The organism is Agrobacterium sp. LY4 (assembly GCF_001526585.1).
GTDB lineage: Bacteria > Pseudomonadota > Alphaproteobacteria > Rhizobiales > Rhizobiaceae > Agrobacterium > Agrobacterium leguminum.
Genome location: NZ_ASYA01000033.1, coordinates 254,363 through 275,170 on the forward strand (window position 1 = coordinate 254,363; position 20,808 = coordinate 275,170).

Genomic DNA, 20,808 nt, shown 5'->3' on the forward strand with positions numbered 1-20,808 from the left:
TATTTCCCGATTTTCCGATAGGACGATGAATGACTGTCCCTTCCCCAAATGCGGAAACAGTGGTTGCCAAACGCGGCATCTGGGGCTGGGTGATGTTCGACTGGGCGGCGCAGCCGTTCTTTACGGTCGTCACGACCTTCGTTTTCGGGCCTTATTTCGTCGCACGGCTCACCGATGATCCTATTTCGGCGCAGGCGACATGGAGCAACATGGCGACGGTGTCTTCGATCATCATCGCCCTATTCTCCCCCATTCTCGGCTCCATCGCCGACCAGTCCGGCGCACGCAAACCGTGGATCGCCTTCTTTGCCGTCATCAAGATTGTCAGTCTCTTTTTCCTCTGGTTTGCCGCACCCGGTTCGCCGCTCATCCTTCCAATCGTCTGCATGATCCTCGCGTCCATCGCGGCGGAATTTTCCATCGTCTTCAACGATTCCATGATGCCGCGCCTGACCAGCCCGCAAAATGTCGGGCGCATTTCCAATCTCGCCTGGGGGCTCGGTTATCTCGGCGGCATGGTGGTGCTGATTGCCGTGGTGACGCTTCTGGCCGCCAATCCACAAACCGGGGTGACCATCGCCGGTATCAGGCCTCTTTTCGGCCTCGATCCCGCAACCGGCGAGGATGCCAGAATAACCGGCCCGCTCGCCGCGGTCTGGTATCTCATCTTCATTCTGCCGATGTTTCTTCTCACTCCCGATGCTGAAAAGGGCTTACCCTTCGCAGCCGCGATCCGCTCGGGGATGGGGGAACTGAAGATCACGCTGCGCGAGCTGCGCTACCGCCCCGTGCTGTTGCGGTTTCTGATTGCGCGCATGCTTTATCAGGACGGCGTCAATGGCGTGCTCATTCTGGGCGGGGCCTTCGCTGCCGGCATGTTCGGCTGGGCGACGATGGAAATCGGGCTCTTCGGCATCCTGCTCAATATCGTTGCCATCGCCGGCTGCTTTGCCGCCGGGCGCGTCGACCAGAAGCTCGGGTCGCGCATCACCATCCTTATCAGTCTCGTGCTTCTGTTGCTGGCCACGCTCGGAATCGTCTCGACGGAAAAGGGCTCCACCCTTTTCGGCTGGATACAATTGTCGACCGCAGATAATGGCGGCATCTTCGCCACCGGCGCGGAAAAGGCCTATCTGCTTTATGGTGTGTTGATCGGCCTTGCCTTCGGCCCGGTTCAGGCCTCGTCACGATCTTATCTTGCCCGCAACATCACTGTCGCCGAGGCGGGTCGTTATTTCGGTATTTATGCGCTCTCCGGACGCGCCACCAGCTTCATGGCGACGCTGTCGTTTTCCATAGCAACCACGATAAGCGGCTCCGCCCATATCGGCATGGCGACGCTCATCGTATTTCTGGGATCCGGGTTCCTGCTGTTGCTGCGCGTGCCGGAAAGAACGGCAGGCTGAAAGTCTGAAGCAAAAGCCGATGCGGTTTGCTGAAACCGGGCATCGGCCCGACAGGATCAGAGCTGATCGAGCTTTTGCTGCAATGCGCGCAACTGCGCCTTCAGCTCATCGATTTCGGATGCATTCGGCTTGCGGGTTTCCTTGGGCGCCTGCGGCATTGCGAAAGGTGTGAAACCCTGCATCGCCTGCCGGAACAGTTCCGTATTGCGGCGGATCTGCTCTTCCATCATTTGCAGCGGCGCCTGAAAATTGCGGGCAAGCGAACCATCGCCGAAAGCCTTGGCCATATGCTCCTGCATCTGGCTCTGCTGGTCGGAGAAGGTCTTCATCGAATGTTCGAGAAATGTCGGCACGACCATCTGCATCTGGTCGCCGTAATAGGAGATTAATTGCCGCAGAAACGCCGTCGGCAGCAACGTATTGCCGGTTTTGGCCTCCTGTTCGACGATGATCTGCGTCAGCACCGCATGCGTGATGTCTTCGGAGGACTTGGCATCCTGAACCTTGAAGTCCTCGCCGCGCTTGACCATCTGCGCCAGATCATCGAGCGTCACATAGGTGCTGGTACCGGTATTGTAGAGCCGCCGGTTGGCGTATTTTTTAATGATTGTTTCGCCGTCGTGTTTCGCCATGCCCGCCTCCTCGCGATGATGGTATTTTCTTGTTTTTTGGTGTTATTGCTCTTCCCGCCGCAAAGTGTATGCGCAAAACGAGCCCTCTGACAAATGTTTTGTGCATCGCAACAGTTTGTTTTTTGCGCAGCAATTTTCCGCAAGATTTCGGCGTGATTTAGCAACATCTTTTAAAGCAACTTTCGCCATTTGACTTGTATTGAAAGCTTTGCCAGTCTCCGCCCGCAAGTGAGGAGAAAACTGATGACCCTGCCTTCAATCGTGATTGCCAGCGCCGCGCGCACAGCCGTCGGCTCTTTCAACGGCCACTTCGCCAATACGCCAGCCCATGAACTCGGGGCGACCGTCATCAGCGCCGTGCTGGAGCGCGCCGGTGTCGCGGCAAACGAAATCGATGAAGTCATTCTCGGTCAGGTCCTGACGGCAGGCGAGGGACAGAACCCGGCGCGGCAGGCTGCCATGAAGGCCGGCATTCCACAGGAAGCGACCGCCTTCGGCCTCAATCAGCTTTGCGGCTCTGGCCTGCGCGCCGTGGCCCTCGGCATGCAGCAGATCGTGACCGGCGACGCAAACATCGTCATTGCCGGCGGGCAGGAATCCATGTCCATGGCTCCCCACTGCGCCCATTTGCGCGGCGGCGTGAAGATGGGCGATTTCAAGATGATCGACACCATGCTGAAAGATGGCCTTACCGACGCCTTCTATGGCTACCACATGGGCATCACCGCTGAAAACATCGCCCGCCAATGGCAGCTTTCCCGCGACGAGCAGGACCAATTCGCCGTCGCATCGCAAAACAAGGCCGAAGCCGCGCAAAGCGCCGGCCGTTTTGCAGATGAGATCGTGGCTTTCACGGTGAAGGGCCGTAAGGCCGATATCGTCATTGATACAGATGAGCATATCCGCGCCGGGGCTTCGCTGGAAACCATGGCCAAGCTGCGCCCCGCCTTTGACAAGGAAGGGACGGTCACGGCCGGCAACGCCTCCGGTCTGAACGATGGCGCCGCCGCCACGCTTTTGATGTCGGAACAGGAAGCAGGAAAGCGCGGTATCAGGCCGCTCGCCCGTATCGCCTCCTGGGCGACGGCGGGTGTCGATCCGCAGATCATGGGCACCGGTCCCATCCCCGCCTCCCGCAAGGCCCTGGCCAAAGCCGGCTGGTCGATCAGCGATATTGGTCTTGTGGAAGCCAACGAAGCCTTTGCGGCCCAGTCCTGCGCCGTGGTGCGCGAACTTGGCCTTGATCCTGCCATCGTCAATGTCAATGGCGGGGCGATTGCCATCGGCCATCCGATCGGCGCCTCCGGCGCGCGCGTCCTCAACACCCTGATTTTCGAAATGCGCCGCCGTAACGTGTCCAAGGGTCTTGCAACGCTCTGCATCGGCGGCGGCATGGGCGTCGCCATGTGCATCGAAGCACTCTGAAACCGCCACACGACTTGCCAAAAAGCAATTCCGGTTCAGCGCGCAATAGGGTAGAAGCGGTCTCCCATTGGCCGCATTTCTGTGGCCGGTGAGCACGACGAACAAGTTCTGCAAGATATGGAAGCATCCTCGCATATGCAGGCGCTTCAATGACAGGTCATGGAGGCCGATATGAGCCGGGTTGCGTTGATTTCCGGCGGGACGAGCGGCATAGGCGCCGCAATCGCCCGCGCCCTGCAGGCGGCCGGCTACCGGGTGGCCGTCAATTACGCCTTCACGACGGACAGGGCGGAAGCATTCCAGAAAGAAACCGGCATCCCCGCTTTTCAGTGGGACGTGCGCGACTATGACGCCTGCGTCAATGGCATAGCCAGGGTAGAAGAGACCTTCGGTCCCGTCGAGGTGCTCGTCAACAATGCCGGCATCACCCGCGATGCGATGTTCCATAAAATGTCGCCGCAGCAATGGCGCGAGGTGATCGACACCAACCTCACCGGCGTGTTCAACATGACCCACCCCGTATGGCCGGGCATGCGCGACCGCGGCTTTGGCCGCATCGTCAACATCTCCTCCATCAATGGCCAGAAAGGTCAGGCGGGACAGGCCAATTATTCCGCCTCGAAAGCGGGCGATATCGGCTTCACCAAGGCGCTCGCCCAGGAAGGCGCCAGCCGCAATATCACCGTCAACGCCATCTGCCCCGGTTATATCGGCACGGAGATGGTGAGAGCTATACCGGAGAAGGTTCTGGCTGAGCGGATCGTGCCGCAAATTCCCGTTGGACGGCTGGGTGAGCCGGAAGAAATCGCGCGCTGCGTTCTGTTTCTGGTTTCCGACGAGGCGGGTTTCATCACCGGTTCGACCATGACGGCCAATGGCGGACAATATTTCGCCTGAGGCCGTTGATCCTGCCTTCCTGGCCGCCTGAACTCAGTAAACTTTCCGTGATCGCAGCTTCGATAATTTTGCCGCGCACAAAAACTTGAAGATGAAACACTGGAATGACGCGCATCCTAAACTAATGAAAATACGATAGTTTTTGTATAGTTTAGAATGAGTCTAGAAAATCCTTGGCGACTCATTAAGAGGTTTTTCTTGACATTTGCTGTCCTGTTTTGGTTTAAGAACGAAAACAACGTGTTGCGTCATACAGGCAGTCCATCATGCTGGTTTGCAGCTGCAATTACATCACCGATCACGATATCCGGGACGTCATCAACGAGCTCCTCGACGAGGACTGTTGGCAGCTCATCGTTCCTGCAAAAGTGTATCACGCCATGGAAAAACGCGGTCGCTGTTGCGGCTGTTTCCCCACCGTTGTCGACCTGATCATCAAAACCACCGAAGAATATCATGCCCGTCGCCACTCGACTGAGGCCGATGTTTTTGATTTTATGTCCCGCCTGAAACAATTCCATGAAGAGAACAGGAGAGCGGACATTGAAAGGCGACAAAAAAGTCATCGAGCGGCTTAACGAGGCCCTTTTTCTCGAACTCGGTGCGGTAAACCAGTACTGGCTTCACTATCGTTTGCTGGAAGACTGGGGCTACACGAAGCTCGCCAAAAAGGAACGTGCTGAATCCATCGAGGAAATGCAGCACGCCGACAAGCTGGTCGCACGCATCATCTTCCTTGAAGGCCATCCCAACCTTCAGACCGTCGCGCCCCTGCGCATCGGCCAGAATGTCAAGGAAGTTCTGGAATCCGACCTCGCCGGCGAATATGACGCCCGCACCTCCTACAAGAAATCGCGTGATATCTGTTATGAGGCCGGAGACTACGTCTCCATGAAGCTTTTCGAAGAACTGCTGATCGACGAGGAAGGCCATATCGACTTTCTCGAAACCCAGCTCGAACTGCTCGGCAAGATCGGCGAGGAAAAATACGGCCAGCTCAACGCCGATTCCGCCAACGAAGCGGAATAAGCACTGGCGACAGGACAGAAAAGGCGGCCTTGGCCGCCTTTTTTATTTGCCGGAAAGGTGCTGGAACTCCGCCACGACCTGCTCGTATACCGCGCGCTTGAACGGCACGATGAGCTCCGGCAGGCTTTCCATCGGCTTCCAGTCCCATGCGTCGAATTCGGCGGTGTGCCCGGTCGGCGGCGGATCGATCTGGATCTCGCTTTCGTCGCCTTCGAAACGGAACGCAAACCAGCGCTGCGCCTGCCCGCGATATTTGCCCCTGAGGCCGATACCGATCAGTTCAGGTGGCAGGTCATAGTGAATCCAGTCGCTCGCCTCCGCAAGCAGGCTCACCGTTTTCATGCCTGTTTCTTCGTAGAGTTCGCGAATGGCGGCCGTCAAAGGCCGCTCACCGTCATCGATGCCGCCCTGCGGCATCTGCCACAGATGCGGTGAGCCATCATATTCGGAATTGCCTTCCTTGATGCGCCTGCCTGCCCAGACAAGCCCTTCGGCATTCAACACCATAATTCCCGCACAGGGACGATAAGGCAAATCTTCTGCTTTGATTGTCATGGGAAACCCGCACTGTCTGAGCGCCAGAAATGGCCGCACGCAAGGTTTACTGCCCTGCCTGCCCGGAAACAAGCGCAGAAACACCGACAATCTCGATGCCGCGCCCACCAGCCTCGCGCGACCATTTGGAGATCGCGGCAACGCTTTCATCGAAAGCCGAAGCAACGCCGATCGCCTGGCCGTTCCGCCGTGCAATTCGTTCCAGTTCGTCCAGCTTGCGCAGAATGGCAGCTTCGGTGACTTCGCCGTCGAGCAGAATATCGGCAAAACCCTGTGGCGCGGAAATCGCCTTGGCAATGCCGCCGCTCAGCGACTGCGCCGAAGAGCCGTCATCCAGAAACAGCAGGCCACGCTTGCCGATGTCGCGCATTACCGGCTCCAGCGCCGCCTGCTCGGCAAGGAAACGCCCGCCGAGATAATTCATGATGCCGGTGTAATTGGTGATCTTCGCCATGGAGCGATGCAGCCGGTCGATGTTGACCTTGGCGGGATCACCCGCCAGCAGGGTGTCCGGGCCGGGATTGGTGCCGGGGTAACCGAAAGGCTCAAGCGGTATCTGCAGAAGGATTTCATGTCCCTGTCGGCGCGCTTCCTGCATCCAGCGCTGCAGGCTGTTGCCGCTGGCGGCAAAACCGAGCGTCACCTCCGGCGGCAGCTCCCGGATCGCTTTTTGCGACCCCGTCTGGCTGAGACCCAGCCCGCCGACCACGATCGCCACCCGGGTGCCGCGTGCGCCAGACCAGGGCCGCGCATATTGCTCCATCGGCAGCAAACCGTCCGCACCGACAACCGGCAATCTGCCGAATGCAGTTTCTTCCAGCAGTTCCTCATTGGGTCGCGTCGCCATGCGCGGATCCTGACCATAGGTCTGGCCGCTCATCAGCACCGGCCCATCACCCTCGCGAGGGCGGGGAGAGTAAACCGATACGACATTGCCATCAGGCATTGTCTCACGATTAATGTTGGCGCCGGAGCGCCCGCTTTGCGGCTGCAGAGCGGCAGCGTCAGCGGGCGCCGTTGCCTTGGCCGCTGGGGTTTCAGGTGTCTTTTCGGCAAGCTGAGGCTGTGCATCCGGCCCGCTCGCCGTCTTCTGCAAATTGCCGGGCGAAAGCGCCGTATAGACGGACAGGCCGCCGATTGAGAAAACCGCAAGCACCGACAGAGCCATAATGACGGAAAAGCGCCGGTTGATACCGGCGCCTTTTTTCTGACGACCCAGAAGTGGTTTTCGCAGGTCCGAAGGCAATGAACGATCCGTCCAAACGGTTGGGCAATAGATGGAATGCGCCGGCTGACCGGCGCACTATCTTACTGCTTGTTGACCACAGCCTTTTCCGGGTTCGGCGGGAAAGACGGATCCGTCTTGGTGCCGCGCAACAGGTCCAGAGCATAGTTGAGCTGGATGTCGTCCTTGGCTTCCGGCGGAACATAAGCGGAGGAACCCGAACCTTCGTCGGTTTCGCTCTGGCCCTTGATGTGGCCGGAAAGACCGGATTCACCTTCGGTGGTCACCTTGCCCTGCAGCTCGGGCGGCAATGGCTGCTCCACCTTGATGTCAGGCTCAATGCCCGTACCCTGGATCGATTTACCCGACGGCGTGTAATAGAGCGCCGTGGTCAGGCGCAGCGCGCCCGCCTCGCCGAGCGGAATGATCGTCTGGACCGAACCCTTGCCGAAGGAACGCGTGCCGACCACGGTGGCACGGCGCAGATCCTGCAGGGCGCCGGCAACGATTTCCGAAGCCGAAGCCGAACCGCCGTTGACGACACGATTACCGGCTTGCCATCGGTCAGATCGCCTGCCGTCGCGTTGAAGCGGCGGGTCTCGTCGGGGTTACGGCCACGGGTCGAAACGACCTCGCCACGTTCGAGGAAGGCGTCGGAGACATTGATCGCCTGATCGAGCAGACCGCCCGGATTGAGGCGAAGGTCGAGCACATAACCCTTCAGCTTGTCGGCCGGCACGTCCGCCTTGATCTTCTTGATCGCCTTTTCGAGATCGTCATAGGTCTTCTCGGTAAAGGAGATGACGCGCAGATAACCGACATTGTCGCCCTCGACGCGGGACTTCACCGCGCGAACGGCAATGACATCGCGCATGACGGTGAATTCGAGCGGCTTGTCGGCGCCCTGGCGGATGATCGTCAGCTTGATCGGCGTCTTGACCGCGCCGCGCATCTTTTCTACCGCCTGCTCCAGCTTCAGGCCACGAACCGGCGTACCGTCGATTTCCGAAATGAAGTCGCCGGCGAGAATGCCTGCGCGGGAAGCCGGTGTATCGTCAATCGGCGTAATGACCTTGACGAGCTCGTTCTCCATGGTCACTTCGATGCCGAGACCGCCGAATTCACCCTTGGTCTGGGTGCGCATGTCGTTGGCATCCTTGGCATTCATGAAGCTCGAATGCGGATCGAGCGAACTCAGCATGCCGTTGATGGCGTTTTCCACCAGCTTCTCGTCATCCGGCGGCGTCACATATTGTGCGCGCACGCGCTCGAACACATCGCCAAAGATCGACAGTTCCTTATAGGTCGAAGGCCCGGCCGCCTGTGCCGGCATGCTCGCCGAATAAATCACGCTCATCGCCGTGGCGCCCATAAGCCCACCGATAAGGAGAAGCGAAACCTTACGAATCATTGTGCGCCCTTCCGGTATTTTTTGCGGTCCACCACGGTTGAGAATCAACCGGTACACCATCTTTCCTGAACTCAATGTAGAGCGTTGGCCTGTCGGTTTCCAGCGCCAATGCTGCTGCACTCGCTACTCTTTTTGCACCCATGGAGGCGATGGGCTCTCCGGAGAACACGAACATTCCCTGCCGCGTCCTCACATTGTCCATGCCCGTCATCACCACATGATATCCATCACCCGTATTGAGGATAATCATCCGGCCATAACTGCGAAAATCTCCGGCAAACACCACGAAGCCGTCTGCAGGCGCCGTCACGATGGCTTCCGGTCCGCTCGCGACGACAATTCCCTTGGAAAAGTGGCCCGTTCCATCCGCATCGCCGAAGCGCCGCAGCACCTCGCCCGCAACCGGAACCTCCAGCTTTCCCTTCAAACTCGCGAAGGGATATGCGGGCGCAATACGGTTTTTATCAGGCATTCCAGCCTCGGCCGCGGCCCGCTCCTTTTCGCGTTCCGCCTCCGAAAGACGGGCCAGACGCTGCTCTTCCGCCCGCGCCTTTTCCATCGCCTCCCGCACCGAGGTAATCTCGCCTTCAAGCGAACTGACCAGCCCCTCGAGGCTCGTCGCCTTGCTCGCAAGCTCTTCGGATCGCTTGCGTTCCGCCTCCAGCTCTGTCGCCGTCTGGGTATTCTTGCGATCGTTTTCGACAATCAGCAGGTCGAGACGTTTTTCCTCTTCCAGACTTGCCGTCATCATACCCGTAAGATCGTCCTTTTCGCGAGCGATTGCCTGCCTCAGATCAGTCAATTCTTTGAGAGCGGCGACCAGCTTGTCGGTTTCACCGCGAATGCCGGGCACGACAGCGCCGAGAAGAATGGCGCTTCGCACGGACGCCAGCGCATCCTCCGGCGAGACGAGAAGGGCGGGGGGCGGGTTTCGGCCCATGCGCTGCAACGCCGCCAGAACCTCCGCCAGCACGCCGCGCCTCTCACGCAGCGACGCCTTGACGCCATCCTCGCGCACCGAAAGCTTGGCCAGGCGATCCTCACCGTCGCTGATCTTGGTTTCCAGCGCCTTACGCCGGGCAGCCGATGCGATCAGCTCTTCCCGGATGCGGGCGCTGTCCTGATTGAGGGAGGCGATGCTTTCCTCAAGCTTCCTTGTCTTGTCTTCCGAAAGACCGATGCTGTCGACCAGCTCCTCCAGATCCTGCCGGTTCTGGTCGCGGCGCTTCTCCAGCGTTTGCAGCGCATCCGGCGACGAATCATCGCCTGCGGCCGGAACGGCGCCCGCATCGTCCCGCGAATAGGTCGGACCGATGCCCATGACGAAAGCAGCAATAACCGCGCCCGCAAGGGCAGCGTGCCGTTTTCGTTGAGGCCTGTTGTCCATGTGAACTTTCTTTGATGCCGAAGCAGAAGCGCCGATATTAGGGATTTTGCCGCGATCTTCCAAGAGGCCCTGGAAAGGCCGCCGCCAAAGCCGTGCGCTGTCAGCGGTGTCGCGGAGCTTCATGTTGAAATTGAGACAATTATCCGAATCGAAACCCGATCAAACGCGATGATAGGGATGACCGGAGAGGATCGTGACAGCGCGGTAAAGCTGCTCGGCGATCAGGATACGAACGATCTGATGCGGCCATGTCAGCTTGCCGAGATTGAGAACGGCCGTCGCCTTGTCGTAAAGCGCGGGATCGAGCCCATCGGCTCCGCCTATGGCGATCACGAGGTCTCGCTTGCCGCTATCGCGCAGATCGCCAAAAAATGAAGCGAAGGCAGGACTATCAAGCGCCTTTCCGCGCTCGTCCAGCAGCACGAGGGCAGCACCATCGGCCAGATGTTTCTCCAGCATCGCGGCTTCTTCGCGCTTGCGGGTCTCCGCATTGGAAGCGCGGCTTTCGGCAACCTCGATCACCCGCGAAAACTCCAACCCGATCGCCGGGCCGGTCTTTGCCAGGCGCTCGATATAACGGGCCGCAAGATCCTTTTCGGGGCCGGATTTCAGCCGTCCCACCGCAAAAATTGAAATCCGCATCGCAAACCTGCATTCGTCGTGACCCAACAGGATCACGCTCTTAACAGCATAGCCTGCGGATTCCTATGCGGCCGGTCTGATTTCCGGCCAGAGGCACCGTTTCCGAAGTCAGATATGATCTTCGGCAAAAGCGATGCACTCGCTCAAAGGCTCACCGCATCAATGCAGCGTCTCTTCCGGCATGTCCGGCGTCGCCCACATTTTTTCAATGTTGTAGAAGGCGCGGATTTCCGGGCGGAACACGTGAACGATGATGTCGCCGGTATCGATCAGCACCCAGTCTCCGGTCTCGAGACCTTCGACGCGGGCGTTTCCGAACCCTTCATCCTTCATGTCCTTGAGAAGATGCTCGCAAATCGCCGAAACATGCCTGTTCGACCGCCCGGAGACCACGACCATGTAGTCCGCAAGCGCCGATTTTCCGGCAATGTTGAGAGAGACGATATCTTCAGCCTTGGAGTCCTCGAGGCTCGCGAGGACGGTTTCGAGGGCATGGCCGGCGGCATCGGCGCCACTGTCCTGGCCCTTCGGGATAGCAACAAATGCTCTTCCCTTGGCGTGTACTGTTGTCAGAGGTTTTCCTTTCCAAGAATGACAAAACAGGTACTGGCGACGCGATTCTCTGCGTCACATAATGAAGGTGGCATCAAAGCATTAACTTTTCAAGATATGGACCCTTCGACACCCGGCACATACATCATTTGTGATCGAAGGCGTCATTTACGACCGTTGCGAAGCGCCGTGGAGCTGAGCGTGGAGCGCGGACCGTGAATGAAAACCCAGGCAGGGGCCGCTTTTTTCCACAAAACGCCAGCATCGTCCTCATCCACCCGTGCATGGCTGAAGGCCTGCGCCATGGTGGAGGAAAGATAAGAGAGCGTGGAGCCTGGCCGATCGATCACGGCAATCGGGAATGTCTCGGCGATCCGCCGCCATTTCTGCCACCGATGGAAGCTTTTCAGATTGTCCGCTCCCATGATCCAGACGAAACGGACATGCGGATTCTTCGCCTTCACCTTGGCAAGCGTATTGGCCGTATAGCTCATCCCCAGTGATTTTTCGAAGGCCGTCACCTTGATGCGCGGGTCGTGGACCAGCTTTTCGCAGGCGGCGATACGATCTTCCAGAGACGCCAGCTCCGAACGGCTTTTCAGCGGGTTGCCCGGTGTGACGATCCACCAGAGCTGGTCGAGACCGAGCCTGCGCAGCGCAATCTCGGCCACAAGCGCGTGACCCGCATGCGGCGGATTGAAAGAACCACCGAACAGGCCGACGACCATGCCGCGCTCCACATGCGGCATGGTGAGATAACGTCTGTCGAGGCGCTTGTCAGCCGGCAAATATCAGGTCCGTGTCTGGCCGGTGCCATGCACCCGGTATTTGAACGAGGTAAGCTGCTCGACGCCGACCGGGCCCCGCGCATGCATCTTGCCCGTGGCAATGCCGATTTCAGCACCCATGCCGAATTCGCCGCCGTCCGCGAACTGCGTCGAGGCATTATGCAGTAGAATAGCCGAATCGAGTTCGTTGAAGAAACGCGCGACCACATCGGGATCCTCGGCGATCACCGCCTCGGTGTGGTTGGACGAATAGGTGCCGATATGTTCGATCGCGCCCGAAATACCCTCCACCACGGCGACGGAAATGATCGCATCGAGATATTCGGTGCGCCAGTCCTCTTCCGTTGCTGGCGTGAGACCCGCCACCACATCGCAAACGGCCTGCGAACCGCGTACTTCGCAGCCGGCTTCGATCAAGGCTTTGACGAGCGGCGTAAGATGCGTGGAAACGGCAGCGGCATCCACCAGCAACGTTTCGGCCGCCCCACAAATACCGGTGCGGCGCATCTTGGCATTGACGACGATACGTTTCGCCATGTCGACATCGGCCGATTTGTCGATGTAGACATGACAAATGCCTTCCAGATGCGCGAAGACCGGCACACGGGCTTCCGACTGTACCCGCGCCACGAGGCTTTTGCCGCCGCGCGGCACGATGACGTCAACCGTGCCGTTCAATCCACTCAGAAGCGCGCCGACAGCGGCGCGATCGGTCACCGGCACCAGCTGAATGGCATGCTCGGGAAGACCGGCGATCTTCAGGCCTTCCACGAGGCAGGCATGGATAGCACGCGATGAATGTTGCGAATCCGAGCCGCCGCGCAGGATGACGGCATTGCCCGCCTTGAGGCACAAAGCGCCGGCATCCGCCGTCACATTCGGTCGGCTTTCGTAAATCACGCCGATGACGCCGAGCGGTGTGCGCACGCGCTCGATCTTCAGCCCATTCGGACGATCCCAGGCGGCGATGACTTCACCGACCGGATCGGGCAGCGCCGCAACCGAACGGATGCCTTCGGCAATACCGGCGATCCTTGCATCGTTGAGGGTCAATCTGTCCACGAAGGAAACGGCAAGGCCTGCGCTTTCCGCGGCGACCAGATCTTTCCTGTTGGCGGCAAGGATCGCATCCCTGGATGCCTCGATGGCGGAGGCCATGGCAAGCAGCGCGCGGTTCTTCTGGTCTGTGCCGGCGATGGACAACGGTCGCGAAGCAGCTTTCGCCTGAGCGCCGATGGTCATCATCAACGCGTCAATATCATGGCTCTGCTTCACGGCCTGTTCAGGCATGGACCTCATCCTTCTTTGCATTTTTAACTTTGATGGCAGCGCCCGTCATCACCAGATCGTCACGATGAATCATGGCCGCCCGCCCGACATAACCAAGGATCGCCTCGATCTCGTTGGACTTGTGACCGATGATAAGACGCGCCTCTTCAGCATCGTAACCCGCAAGACCACGAGCGACTTCACGGCCTTCCGCACCGATAATGGCGATTGCATCACCACGGCCGAAATTGCCCTTCACCAGTCGCACACCCGCCGGAAGCAGGCTTTTTCCGGCATAAAGAGCCTTTTCCGCACCGGCATCCACATGGATTTCGCCGGCCGGCTGCAATTGCCCGGCAATCCAGGTCTTGCGCGCCGTCACCGGCGTACCTGAAGGCGCAAACCATGAGGAGCGCGCGCCGTTTTCAATAGCCTTCAAAGGATTAAGCGTCTTGCCGGAAGCGATGATCATGCCGCAGCCGGCAGCGGTCGCGATCTTGCCCGCATCGATCTTGGTGCGCATGCCGCCGCGTGAAAGCTCGGATGCCGCACCGCCTGCCATGGCCTCGATTTCGGGCGTAATATCGGCGATCGTCTCAAGGAATTTCGCGTCGGGATCGAGATGCGGCGGAGCCGTGTAAAGCCCGTCAATATCCGAAAGCAGCACCAGAAGATCGGCGCCGGTCATGGTCGCCACACGCGCCGCCAGACGGTCATTGTCACCATAACGGATCTCGGTGGTCGCCACGGTATCGTTTTCATTGATGATCGGGATGGCGCCGATCTTCAGCAACTGGTTGATGGTGGCGCGCGCATTGAGATAACGGCGACGCTCTTCGGTATCGGAGAGCGTCAGAAGAATCTGGCCAGCGACGATCTCATGCTGCGACAGGCTTTCCGACCATGCCCGCGCCAGCGCGATCTGGCCGACAGCCGCCGCCGCCTGGCTTTCTTCCAGCTTCAATGCACCGGAAGGCAGGCCAAGCACGGTGCGGCCAAGCGCGATGGCGCCCGAAGACACAACCTGTACATCCGCACCGTTTTTCTTCAGCGCGGCGATATCCTCGCAGATGGCGTCGAGCCAGTCTTTCTTGAGACCGGTCTTCCGGTCCACCAGAAGCGCCGATCCGATCTTGATGACGATCCGGTGATGGCTCGCCAGCGGCTTGCGCGTCAGGCTCATAGACGGTCGTCCTCTTCCTCGGCCTCGCTGTCCTCATGCGGCATCGACCGGTCGGGCAGGGCGGTTTCGCCACCATTGCTCGCCGAGACGATGACATCGCGAAGGGCGCGCAGCGCTTCCGTCATGCCGATATGGGCAGCAGCGGAGAGAAGTAGCGGGGGACGACCGCAGGCCTTCTCCAGTTCCTTGGCCTTCTTTTTCAGCTCTTTTTCATCCAGCACGTCGATCTGCGACAGCGCCACGATTTCCGGCTTGTCGGTCAGCCCGCCGCCATAGGCGTCCAGCTCGGCCTTAACAGTCTTATAGGCCTTGCCGACTTTCTCCTCCTGCGCGGAAACGAGATGCAGAAGCACGCGGGTACGCTCCACATGGCCAAGGAAACGGTCACCGATGCCCACACCCTCATGCGCGCCTTCGATGAGACCGGGAATATCGGCCAACACGAATTCACGGCCATCGATGGTCGCGACGCCCAGGTTCGGATGAAGGGTGGTGAAGGGATAGTTGGCGATCTTCGGCCGCGCACGGGTGACCGTCGCAAGGAACGTGGATTTACCCGCATTGGGCAGACCGACGAGACCGGCATCGGCGATCAGTTTCAGGCGAAGCCAGACCGTCTTTTCCTCGCCGGCAAGGCCCGGATTGGCATGGGTGGGCGCCTGATTGGTCGACGACTTGAAATAGGCATTGCCGAAACCGCCATTGCCGCCGGCGGCAAGACGAAAGCGCTGGCCTTCCTTCGTCAGATCGACGATCAGCGTTTCATTGTCTTCCTCGAATATCTGCGTACCGACGGGTACCTTCAGCACCACATCCGAACCCTTGGCGCCGGTGCGGGTCTTGCCCATGCCGTGCTGTCCGATGGAGGCCTTGAAATGCTGCTGGAAACGGAAGTCGATCAGCGTGTTGAGGCCGTTGACCACCTCAACCCAGACATCGCCGCCGCGTCCGCCATCGCCACCGTCAGGACCGCCGAATTCGATGAATTTTTCGCGCCGGAAGGAAACGGCGCCCGCGCCACCGTCACCGGACTTGATATAGACTTTTGCTTCATCGAGAAATTTCATCGGACTGCCGTTCTGTCGGTTTGCGGACGCAACAATCTTGCCATTGCGTCGAACAAAAATATCGTCGTTTCGAATACAAGCGCTTCTCCGCAAGGTCAAAGACTATCGTGCGGGAAGCCCATGCGCGAGACAAGGCCGGTTTGGATCAAACCGGCCTTGCAATGCTCCTCAAGTACGATGCGGCTGAATGAAATCCTCAGCCGTGATCTTCGTACCGATATGCGCCACCATGGCGGCGCGCGCCGTGGCGTAGACCTGATGGCAACCGGTCACCCGGAAGCCGAGTTTTTCCTGCACGCGCAGCGAAGCGGGATTATCCGCAAATACGCCGGAGTGAAGGGCCACTCCGGGCATACGGCGGAAGAACCGCTCGACCACGGCGGCCACCGCCTCGGTCATGTAACCCTTGCCCCAGTAGAAGCGGTTCAGCCAGTAGCCGAGATGCCACTCGCCGTGCCGCAATTCCACCGAGACGACACCGATCAGGGTATCGTCGCCGCTGGTAATGGCGAAATCCCAGTCGGGCAGGGTGCCGGAGGTGCGCAAGACCAGCCATTCCAGCGCATCCTGCTTGTGGTAGGGCGCCGGAACGCGGGCCAACATTCTGGTCACGGCGAAATCGCCAAGCGATTCCGCAATGCTGCCGGCATCGGAAAGCCGCTGCGGCCGCAGCACCAGACGCTTTGTCTCGATGACAGGGCAGGGGCCGGGCGGCGCTACGGCAGTGGCGGCGCGGCGACGGGTAAGCTCTATCGTGCTCATCCCATATCCCCCCAGCTCTTCAGCGAAACCCAGGTCTTGCGGTCCAGCCTGTACCATTCGACCGGCACCATGCCGCCAAGCGCCAGAGAACCGACCATGCCGGAGCCCTGGAACTGGAAACCGCATTTCTGGATGACGCGGCGCGACGCGATGTTGGTGACCCGGCAACGGGCATCGATCTGGTCGATTTCACGCGTGCGGAAGGCCATGTCGATCAGCGCATGCGCGGCTTCCGTCATGTAACCCCGGTTCCAGTAGGGTTCCCCCAGCCAGTAACCGATTTCCAGCGTCTTTTCGTCTTCCTGGGGTTCGAGCGCGCAGCAGCCCAGAAACTCGCCATTGTCCATGCGGGTAATCGCATAGACGCACTTGCCAATCTCGCCAGCTTTGGAGCGTCGCACAAAATCCGCGGCGTCTTTGGCCGTGTAAGGGTGCGGCATACGCGACACCATGGTCGCAATATTGGCATTGTTGGCAAGATGGGCAAGGGCGTCGATGTCTTCTTCGTGAGGCTTGCGCAAAACCAGCCTCTGCGACAGTAAAACGGGGCAATCGCTCCTCGACCGATCGGGCCTCGGCCGTTCCTCGGGTGACCGTGATTGGTCAACCCTCAACAATTCAGCTTGCATGGTTCAGTCCCTCCTTGGGGTTAAAGAAAAAGGGGAGTTGGGTGGTGCCCCATCTCCCCTGTTTTCTTGACTGAACCTGATACGTCTCAGCCGGGTCGATGGGACACCGGCTGCATATGACGCTTACCGGCTTATTCTGCGGCTTCCGCTTTCGGGGCCACGGATACGAATACGCGGCCATTGGCCTTCGTACGGAAGTTCACGTTACCTGCGGTCAGTGCGAAAATCGTGTGGTCCTTGCCGATGCCAACATTGGCGCCCGGATGCCACTGCGTGCCGCGCTGACGCAGAATAATGTTGCCTGGAATGACAGCTTCGCCGCCGAACTTCTTTACGCCAAGGCGCTTGGATTCGGAATCGCGACCGTTACGCGAGGAACCGCCAGCTTTTTTGTGTGCCATTGGAGTTCTCCTTTAAACCTTGTTTCCCGTGTCGCGCCGATCAGGCAGCAACGATGTCCGTAATGCGGACGACAGTGTGATGCTGACGATGGCCGCGCGAACGCTTGGAGTTCTGACGACGACGCTTCTTGAAGGCGATGACCTTCTTGCCGCGATTGTGCTCGACAACTTCAGCCTTGACGATGGCGCCCTTCACGAAGGGAGCACCGAACTTGGCGTCGGCGCCTTCGCCAACAACGAGAACTTCGGTGAATTCTACAGTTGCGCCTGCCTCTGCTTCCAGCTTTTCGATGGTCAGCACGGCGTCGGCCGCTACGCGGTACTGCTTACCGCCGGTCTTGATGACTGCGAACATTTTTTATCCTTTCATGTTCGTTCCGGCTCTGCCCGCAAATGCAAGCTGGCCGTCTTTTTATCAGTCGGAGTAGCGGAAATCCGTCAGGACTGAATGCCCCTTTGAATGTCTGCCGGTGAAGCCGCCTTTTGAAGGGCGGAATAAACAGAAGGCGCACTACGCCATCAATTTGGGTGCCGATTACGCGAGACGCCCGTTTATGTCAAGATGACGACGGCTTGAAAAGTAACTGTAACGCCAAGAATTTCATGCTTTTTCGGCGGGTGAAGCAGTCGGGTCTCGAAATTTGTCCAGCAAGTGTTTATATGGGCCTTCCAACAAGGAGCAGAAATGGCCCGCATAGACCAGACCGACGATTGGCGGGACCGCCATGCGCCGACACTTTCCGCCTTCGAGTCGCTTGCGATCGAGGCATATGGCCACCTGCCGGAAGAATTTCGCGCGCTGACGAAAGATCTCATCATCGAGATCGCCGATTTTCCGACCGATGACGTGTTCGAAGACATGGCGCTCGAAACACCCTTCGATCTTCTCGGACTGTTCGAAGGACGCGGCATCTCCGAACGTTTCACCATGGAAACGGGCGAGATGGTGAACCGCATCACGCTTTATCGCCGTCCGATTCTCGACTACTGGGCCGAGAACGAGGAGACGCTGGGCGATATCATCACCCATGTCCTCATCCACGAAATCGGCCACCATTTCGGCCTGTCGGACGACGACATGGAGCGGATCGAAGAAAGCGCCGACGAGGCCGCCGCCGATCGCTGATCGGGGCGGCTAGCACCGCTCACTGCTCGCCGAGCTTCATATCCGGATGGTATTCCTTGCCCTCGACCACCTTGGTCACGGCCTGGCCGCAATGCATGATGCCGCTTGCGGCATTGAAGGCATAGCTCGGTGAGCCGGCCAGTTCCCAACCCTTGTTCAACGCCTCGGTGACCCGGTGACAGAATTTCGCGTCGTCGGGACCGGTTATGAAACGATAGACCTTCACGTCTTATTTGCCTCTCTTTGTGCGATGATATCGGCCATGGCGACCAGCCTCTCGGCCTGCCCCACATGCAGCCGTTCGATCATCCGACCGTTCATGTTGATGACGTTCAATTCCACAGATTCCGGTTTTGCGAAAGCGGCAATGATCTCGCGGGCTTCCGCAACAGCGGCATCGTCCGGGGCAAAGCGCCGATTGGCCGGCTCGATCTGGGCCGGATGGATCAGCATCTTGCCATCGAAACCCATGGCGCGACCCTGCTCACATTCGGCTTCGAAAGCGGCGATATCGCGGAAATCGTTCGAGACGCTGTCGATGACATCCAGACCATAGGCACGGGCGGCAAGCACCACCTGCATCATCCAGGGTACGAGATAAGTGCGTCCGGGAAGGGCTGGAACCCGCGTTTCCTTGCGCAGGTCGTTGAGCCCGATGAGAAAAGCCGAAAGCCGCGCATCCGGCGTATGGGCAGCGTCAGCAATTGAGGCGGCATTCAGGACACCAAGCGGCGTTTCGATCATCGCCCAGATTTTCAGGTGCTCCGGCACATCCGCCTCGGCCAGAAGATCAGCCACCTCGTGAATATCGGCCGGCTGCTCCACCTTCGGCAAAAGAATTGCATCCGGCCGGCAGGAAAGCGCAAGCTGCAAATCCGCCTTCCCATCCGGCGTGGAAAGCGGGTTGATGCGGATAATGGTCTCGCCCGCTGCAAAAGGCGCTTCCGAAAACAGCTTTTGCAGATTGTCCCGCGCCTCGTCCTTCATCCCGGGTGCGACCGAATCCTCCAGATCGAGGATCACCCCGTCACAATCGAGATCGCGGATTTTTTCCAGTGCCCGGACATTGATGGCCGGCACGGAGAGCAACGAACGACGTGGTCTCACAAGAATATTTTCGGAAAAGTTGACCATGCCGCACTTGTGTCAAGCTTTTGTGACATCTGCAAGCTGACAATCCACTGAATCCTCTTGCAAGCCGGAAGAAGAAGGCCCACATTCGTCTGGATAGAAAGGTTTGGATCATGCAAGGCATACGTTCGTTTTTCATCGCCGCATCCGGCATTGCAATTCTGGCGATAGTCGCCCTGTTCACCGCGTCGCTCACGGTCGCTTTCATCGGCGTGCTCGCGGTTCTCAGTGCTGCTCGCCTGCTTTCCGCGCGTCTGAAGCCGGCCCCCATTCCGGTCAAGCCCCGTAACCAGCGCGATATGCGCGTCTGGAACGACGGTAAGGGCACGATTATCGATCTCTGAGATCGTCTCAAGTCGGCAAAAATGCCAGAGCGCCGCGCACGGCGTACTGAAGAATGCGGGTTTGCGCTTCTAAAGTGATGAGTTTTGCAGTATTTCCCGGCAGAACACGTCCGGTGAGCTTTAACCAGCCCCGGATTTTGTTGAAGGGAAACACGGGAAGCGACAGATGGAAAAATTCACCAAGCTGACGGGCGTTGCCGCGCCCATGCCGGTGGTCAATATCGACACCGATATGATCATTCCGAAAGACTATCTGAAGACCATCAAGCGCACCGGCCTCGGCAAGGGCCTCTTCGCCGAGTCGCGTTATCTCGAGGATGGTTCGCCCAATCCGGATTTCGTACTGAACAAGCCCGCCTACCAGAACGCCCAGATTCTTGTCGCGGGTGACAATTTCGGTTGCGGCTCTTCGCGCGAACATGCGCCATGGGCGCTTCTCGATTTCGGCATCCGCTGCGTGATCTCCACCAGCTTCGCCGACATCTTCTACAATAACTGTTTCAAGAACGGCATCCTGCCGATCGTCGTCAGCCCCGAGAACCTCGAAAAGTTGCTGGACGATGCGTCGCGCGGATCGAATGCCGTTCTCTCCGTCGATCTGGAAAGTCAGGAAATCAGCGGCCCCGATGGCGGCACGATCACCTTCGAGATCGATGAATTCAAGCGTCACTGCATGCTGAACGGTCTGGACGATATCGGCCTGACGCTCGAACATTCGGGCGCTATCGACACGTTCGAAAAGGCAAACGCCTCGGTCCGCCCCTGGGCCTGACCACATTTCTGCTCTTCAAAAAAGCCGATCCCGTACCAAACCGTACCAGATCGGCTTTTGCTTTGCTTGAAAAGCCCTTGAGGCGGAGATAAGAGACCTCCCATCCCGTCCGGCTGCGACACGATTTGCCATGTGCAGGACGGAATGAGTTTGACGCCGCGCTCGCCGCAATCGA

24 protein-coding genes and 1 pseudogene are annotated in these 20,808 nt (G+C 58.9%); 8 read left to right on the forward strand and 17 right to left on the reverse strand.

From position 1 onward, the window contains the following. Positions 1–29: 29 nt before the first annotated feature. On the forward strand, positions 30–1,406 hold the full coding sequence (locus L904_RS21350; protein WP_035265245.1) for an MFS transporter: 1,377 nt from the start codon (positions 30–32) through the stop codon (positions 1,404–1,406). Between the two features lie 56 nt (positions 1,407–1,462). On the opposite strand, the gene phaR is transcribed toward L904_RS21350, so the two are convergent. Then, positions 1,463–2,038: a polyhydroxyalkanoate synthesis repressor PhaR gene (gene phaR, locus L904_RS21355; RefSeq protein ID WP_003520279.1), complete on the reverse strand. Its 576-nt coding sequence runs from the start codon at positions 2,036–2,038 to the stop codon at positions 1,463–1,465. Between the two features lie 243 nt (positions 2,039–2,281). On the opposite strand from phaR, the gene L904_RS21360 reads away from it, so the two are divergent. The 4 genes from L904_RS21360 to bfr all read left to right on the forward strand — a co-directional run bounded on the left by L904_RS21360 (position 2,282) and on the right by bfr (position 5,389). Beyond that, the gene (locus L904_RS21360; RefSeq protein ID WP_035265247.1) at positions 2,282–3,463 is read left to right on the forward strand and encodes an acetyl-CoA C-acetyltransferase; all 1,182 of its coding nucleotides are present in this window, start codon (positions 2,282–2,284) and stop codon (positions 3,461–3,463) included. A 171-nt stretch (positions 3,464–3,634) separates the two neighbouring features. After that, entirely contained in the window at positions 3,635–4,360 is a 726-nt protein-coding gene (gene phbB, locus L904_RS21365) for an acetoacetyl-CoA reductase (protein ID WP_003520276.1), read from the forward strand. A 266-nt stretch (positions 4,361–4,626) separates the two neighbouring features. Beyond that, positions 4,627–4,938 carry a bacterioferritin-associated ferredoxin gene (locus L904_RS27300; RefSeq protein WP_003505234.1) on the forward strand — a complete coding sequence of 104 codons (312 nt, stop codon included), beginning with the start codon at positions 4,627–4,629 and terminating at the stop codon, positions 4,936–4,938. After that, the gene (gene bfr, locus L904_RS21375; protein WP_003520274.1) at positions 4,904–5,389 is read left to right on the forward strand and encodes a bacterioferritin; all 486 of its coding nucleotides are present in this window, start codon (positions 4,904–4,906) and stop codon (positions 5,387–5,389) included. The genes L904_RS27300 and bfr overlap by 35 nt, the downstream gene beginning before the upstream one ends. A gap of 42 nt (positions 5,390–5,431) precedes the next feature. Here bfr and L904_RS21380 read toward each other — a convergent pair whose 3' ends face one another. From L904_RS21380 to rplU, 14 genes and pseudogenes are all read right to left on the reverse strand, one after another. Then, complete coding sequence (locus tag L904_RS21380) at positions 5,432–5,944, reverse strand: RNA pyrophosphohydrolase (protein ID WP_020811992.1); 513 nt, start codon at positions 5,942–5,944, stop codon at positions 5,432–5,434. A 46-nt stretch (positions 5,945–5,990) separates the two neighbouring features. Further along, a complete protein-coding gene (locus L904_RS21385) occupies positions 5,991–7,190 on the reverse strand; it encodes a divergent polysaccharide deacetylase family protein (RefSeq protein WP_020811991.1) in 1,200 nt (399 codons plus the stop codon). 62 nt (positions 7,191–7,252) lie between these two features. Beyond that, positions 7,253–8,580 (reverse strand): annotated as a pseudogene (locus L904_RS21390) (S41 family peptidase). Further along, positions 8,570–9,967: a murein hydrolase activator EnvC gene (locus L904_RS21395; RefSeq protein ID WP_035265283.1), complete on the reverse strand. Its 1,398-nt coding sequence runs from the start codon at positions 9,965–9,967 to the stop codon at positions 8,570–8,572. Before L904_RS21395 ends, L904_RS21390 begins: the two are co-directional and overlap by 11 nt. Before the next feature lie 159 nt (positions 9,968–10,126). Further along, positions 10,127–10,609 carry a 23S rRNA (pseudouridine(1915)-N(3))-methyltransferase RlmH gene (rlmH, locus tag L904_RS21400; protein ID WP_035265250.1) on the reverse strand — a complete coding sequence of 161 codons (483 nt, stop codon included), beginning with the start codon at positions 10,607–10,609 and terminating at the stop codon, positions 10,127–10,129. A 159-nt stretch (positions 10,610–10,768) separates the two neighbouring features. After that, positions 10,769–11,212: a ribosome silencing factor gene (gene rsfS, locus L904_RS21405; protein ID WP_035236703.1), complete on the reverse strand. Its 444-nt coding sequence runs from the start codon at positions 11,210–11,212 to the stop codon at positions 10,769–10,771. 113 nt (positions 11,213–11,325) lie between these two features. After that, positions 11,326–11,910, reverse strand: a complete 585-nt coding sequence (locus L904_RS21410) for a nicotinate-nucleotide adenylyltransferase (protein WP_051671949.1) — start codon at positions 11,908–11,910, stop codon at positions 11,326–11,328. A 42-nt stretch (positions 11,911–11,952) separates the two neighbouring features. Then, the gene (locus L904_RS21415; RefSeq protein ID WP_035265253.1) at positions 11,953–13,239 is read right to left on the reverse strand and encodes a glutamate-5-semialdehyde dehydrogenase; all 1,287 of its coding nucleotides are present in this window, start codon (positions 13,237–13,239) and stop codon (positions 11,953–11,955) included. After that, complete coding sequence (gene proB / locus L904_RS21420) at positions 13,232–14,401, reverse strand: glutamate 5-kinase (RefSeq protein ID WP_035265256.1); 1,170 nt, start codon at positions 14,399–14,401, stop codon at positions 13,232–13,234. The genes L904_RS21415 and proB overlap by 8 nt, the downstream gene beginning before the upstream one ends. After that, complete coding sequence (obgE, locus tag L904_RS21425) at positions 14,398–15,468, reverse strand: GTPase ObgE (RefSeq protein ID WP_035265258.1); 1,071 nt, start codon at positions 15,466–15,468, stop codon at positions 14,398–14,400. The genes proB and obgE overlap by 4 nt, the downstream gene beginning before the upstream one ends. A 168-nt stretch (positions 15,469–15,636) precedes the next feature. Next, positions 15,637–16,230, reverse strand: a complete 594-nt coding sequence (locus L904_RS21430) for a GNAT family N-acetyltransferase (RefSeq protein WP_035265260.1) — start codon at positions 16,228–16,230, stop codon at positions 15,637–15,639. After that, complete coding sequence (locus L904_RS21435; protein ID WP_003505256.1) at positions 16,227–16,859, reverse strand: GNAT family N-acetyltransferase; 633 nt, start codon at positions 16,857–16,859, stop codon at positions 16,227–16,229. The genes L904_RS21430 and L904_RS21435 overlap by 4 nt, the downstream gene beginning before the upstream one ends. A 131-nt stretch (positions 16,860–16,990) precedes the next feature. Further along, positions 16,991–17,260: a 50S ribosomal protein L27 gene (rpmA, locus tag L904_RS21440; protein WP_003492686.1), complete on the reverse strand. Its 270-nt coding sequence runs from the start codon at positions 17,258–17,260 to the stop codon at positions 16,991–16,993. Between the two features lie 40 nt (positions 17,261–17,300). Then, a complete protein-coding gene (gene rplU, locus L904_RS21445) occupies positions 17,301–17,615 on the reverse strand; it encodes a 50S ribosomal protein L21 (RefSeq protein ID WP_003492690.1) in 315 nt (104 codons plus the stop codon). Between the two features lie 330 nt (positions 17,616–17,945). Between rplU and L904_RS21450 the strand changes: the two genes are divergently transcribed. Further along, positions 17,946–18,386 (forward strand): metallopeptidase family protein, encoded by a 441-nt coding sequence (locus L904_RS21450; RefSeq protein ID WP_003520258.1) that lies wholly within the window; start codon positions 17,946–17,948, stop codon positions 18,384–18,386. A 19-nt stretch (positions 18,387–18,405) separates the two neighbouring features. Here the strand turns inward: L904_RS21450 and L904_RS21455 are convergent, their stop codons facing one another. Both L904_RS21455 and L904_RS21460 read right to left on the reverse strand, forming a co-directional pair. Next, complete coding sequence (locus tag L904_RS21455; protein WP_019565981.1) at positions 18,406–18,612, reverse strand: DUF1737 domain-containing protein; 207 nt, start codon at positions 18,610–18,612, stop codon at positions 18,406–18,408. Then, positions 18,609–19,520, reverse strand: a complete 912-nt coding sequence (locus tag L904_RS21460; protein WP_020809818.1) for a CoA ester lyase — start codon at positions 19,518–19,520, stop codon at positions 18,609–18,611. Before L904_RS21460 ends, L904_RS21455 begins: the two co-directional genes overlap by 4 nt. A gap of 110 nt (positions 19,521–19,630) precedes the next feature. Between L904_RS21460 and L904_RS21465 the strand changes: the two genes are divergently transcribed. Continuing rightward, a complete protein-coding gene (locus L904_RS21465; protein WP_020809819.1) occupies positions 19,631–19,861 on the forward strand; it encodes a hypothetical protein in 231 nt (76 codons plus the stop codon). A gap of 166 nt (positions 19,862–20,027) precedes the next feature. Beyond that, positions 20,028–20,633 carry a 3-isopropylmalate dehydratase small subunit gene (gene leuD, locus L904_RS21470; protein ID WP_020809820.1) on the forward strand — a complete coding sequence of 202 codons (606 nt, stop codon included), beginning with the start codon at positions 20,028–20,030 and terminating at the stop codon, positions 20,631–20,633. Positions 20,634–20,808: the final 175 nt, after the last annotated feature.

Coding starts and splice junctions, on each gene's coding strand:
- L904_RS21350 (WP_035265245.1), top strand. CDS start 30: ATGACTGTCCCTTCCCCAAATGCGGAAACAGTGGTTGCCAAACGCGGC.
- phaR (WP_003520279.1), bottom strand. CDS start 2,038: ATGGCGAAACACGACGGCGAAACAATCATTAAAAAATACGCCAACCGG.
- L904_RS21360 (WP_035265247.1), top strand. CDS start 2,282: ATGACCCTGCCTTCAATCGTGATTGCCAGCGCCGCGCGCACAGCCGTC.
- phbB (WP_003520276.1), top strand. CDS start 3,635: ATGAGCCGGGTTGCGTTGATTTCCGGCGGGACGAGCGGCATAGGCGCC.
- L904_RS27300 (WP_003505234.1), top strand. CDS start 4,627: ATGCTGGTTTGCAGCTGCAATTACATCACCGATCACGATATCCGGGAC.
- L904_RS21380 (WP_020811992.1), bottom strand. CDS start 5,944: ATGACAATCAAAGCAGAAGATTTGCCTTATCGTCCCTGTGCGGGAATT.
- L904_RS21395 (WP_035265283.1), bottom strand. CDS start 9,967: ATGGACAACAGGCCTCAACGAAAACGGCACGCTGCCCTTGCGGGCGCG.
- rlmH (WP_035265250.1), bottom strand. CDS start 10,609: ATGCGGATTTCAATTTTTGCGGTGGGACGGCTGAAATCCGGCCCCGAA.
- L904_RS21410 (WP_051671949.1), bottom strand. CDS start 11,910: ATGCCGCATGTGGAGCGCGGCATGGTCGTCGGCCTGTTCGGTGGTTCT.
- L904_RS21415 (WP_035265253.1), bottom strand. CDS start 13,239: ATGCCTGAACAGGCCGTGAAGCAGAGCCATGATATTGACGCGTTGATG.
- proB (WP_035265256.1), bottom strand. CDS start 14,401: ATGAGCCTGACGCGCAAGCCGCTGGCGAGCCATCACCGGATCGTCATC.
- obgE (WP_035265258.1), bottom strand. CDS start 15,468: ATGAAATTTCTCGATGAAGCAAAAGTCTATATCAAGTCCGGTGACGGT.
- L904_RS21430 (WP_035265260.1), bottom strand. CDS start 16,230: ATGAGCACGATAGAGCTTACCCGTCGCCGCGCCGCCACTGCCGTAGCG.
- L904_RS21435 (WP_003505256.1), bottom strand. CDS start 16,859: ATGCAAGCTGAATTGTTGAGGGTTGACCAATCACGGTCACCCGAGGAA.
- rpmA (WP_003492686.1), bottom strand. CDS start 17,260: ATGGCACACAAAAAAGCTGGCGGTTCCTCGCGTAACGGTCGCGATTCC.
- rplU (WP_003492690.1), bottom strand. CDS start 17,615: ATGTTCGCAGTCATCAAGACCGGCGGTAAGCAGTACCGCGTAGCGGCC.
- L904_RS21450 (WP_003520258.1), top strand. CDS start 17,946: ATGGCCCGCATAGACCAGACCGACGATTGGCGGGACCGCCATGCGCCG.
- L904_RS21460 (WP_020809818.1), bottom strand. CDS start 19,520: ATGGTCAACTTTTCCGAAAATATTCTTGTGAGACCACGTCGTTCGTTG.
- L904_RS21465 (WP_020809819.1), top strand. CDS start 19,631: ATGCAAGGCATACGTTCGTTTTTCATCGCCGCATCCGGCATTGCAATT.
- leuD (WP_020809820.1), top strand. CDS start 20,028: ATGGAAAAATTCACCAAGCTGACGGGCGTTGCCGCGCCCATGCCGGTG.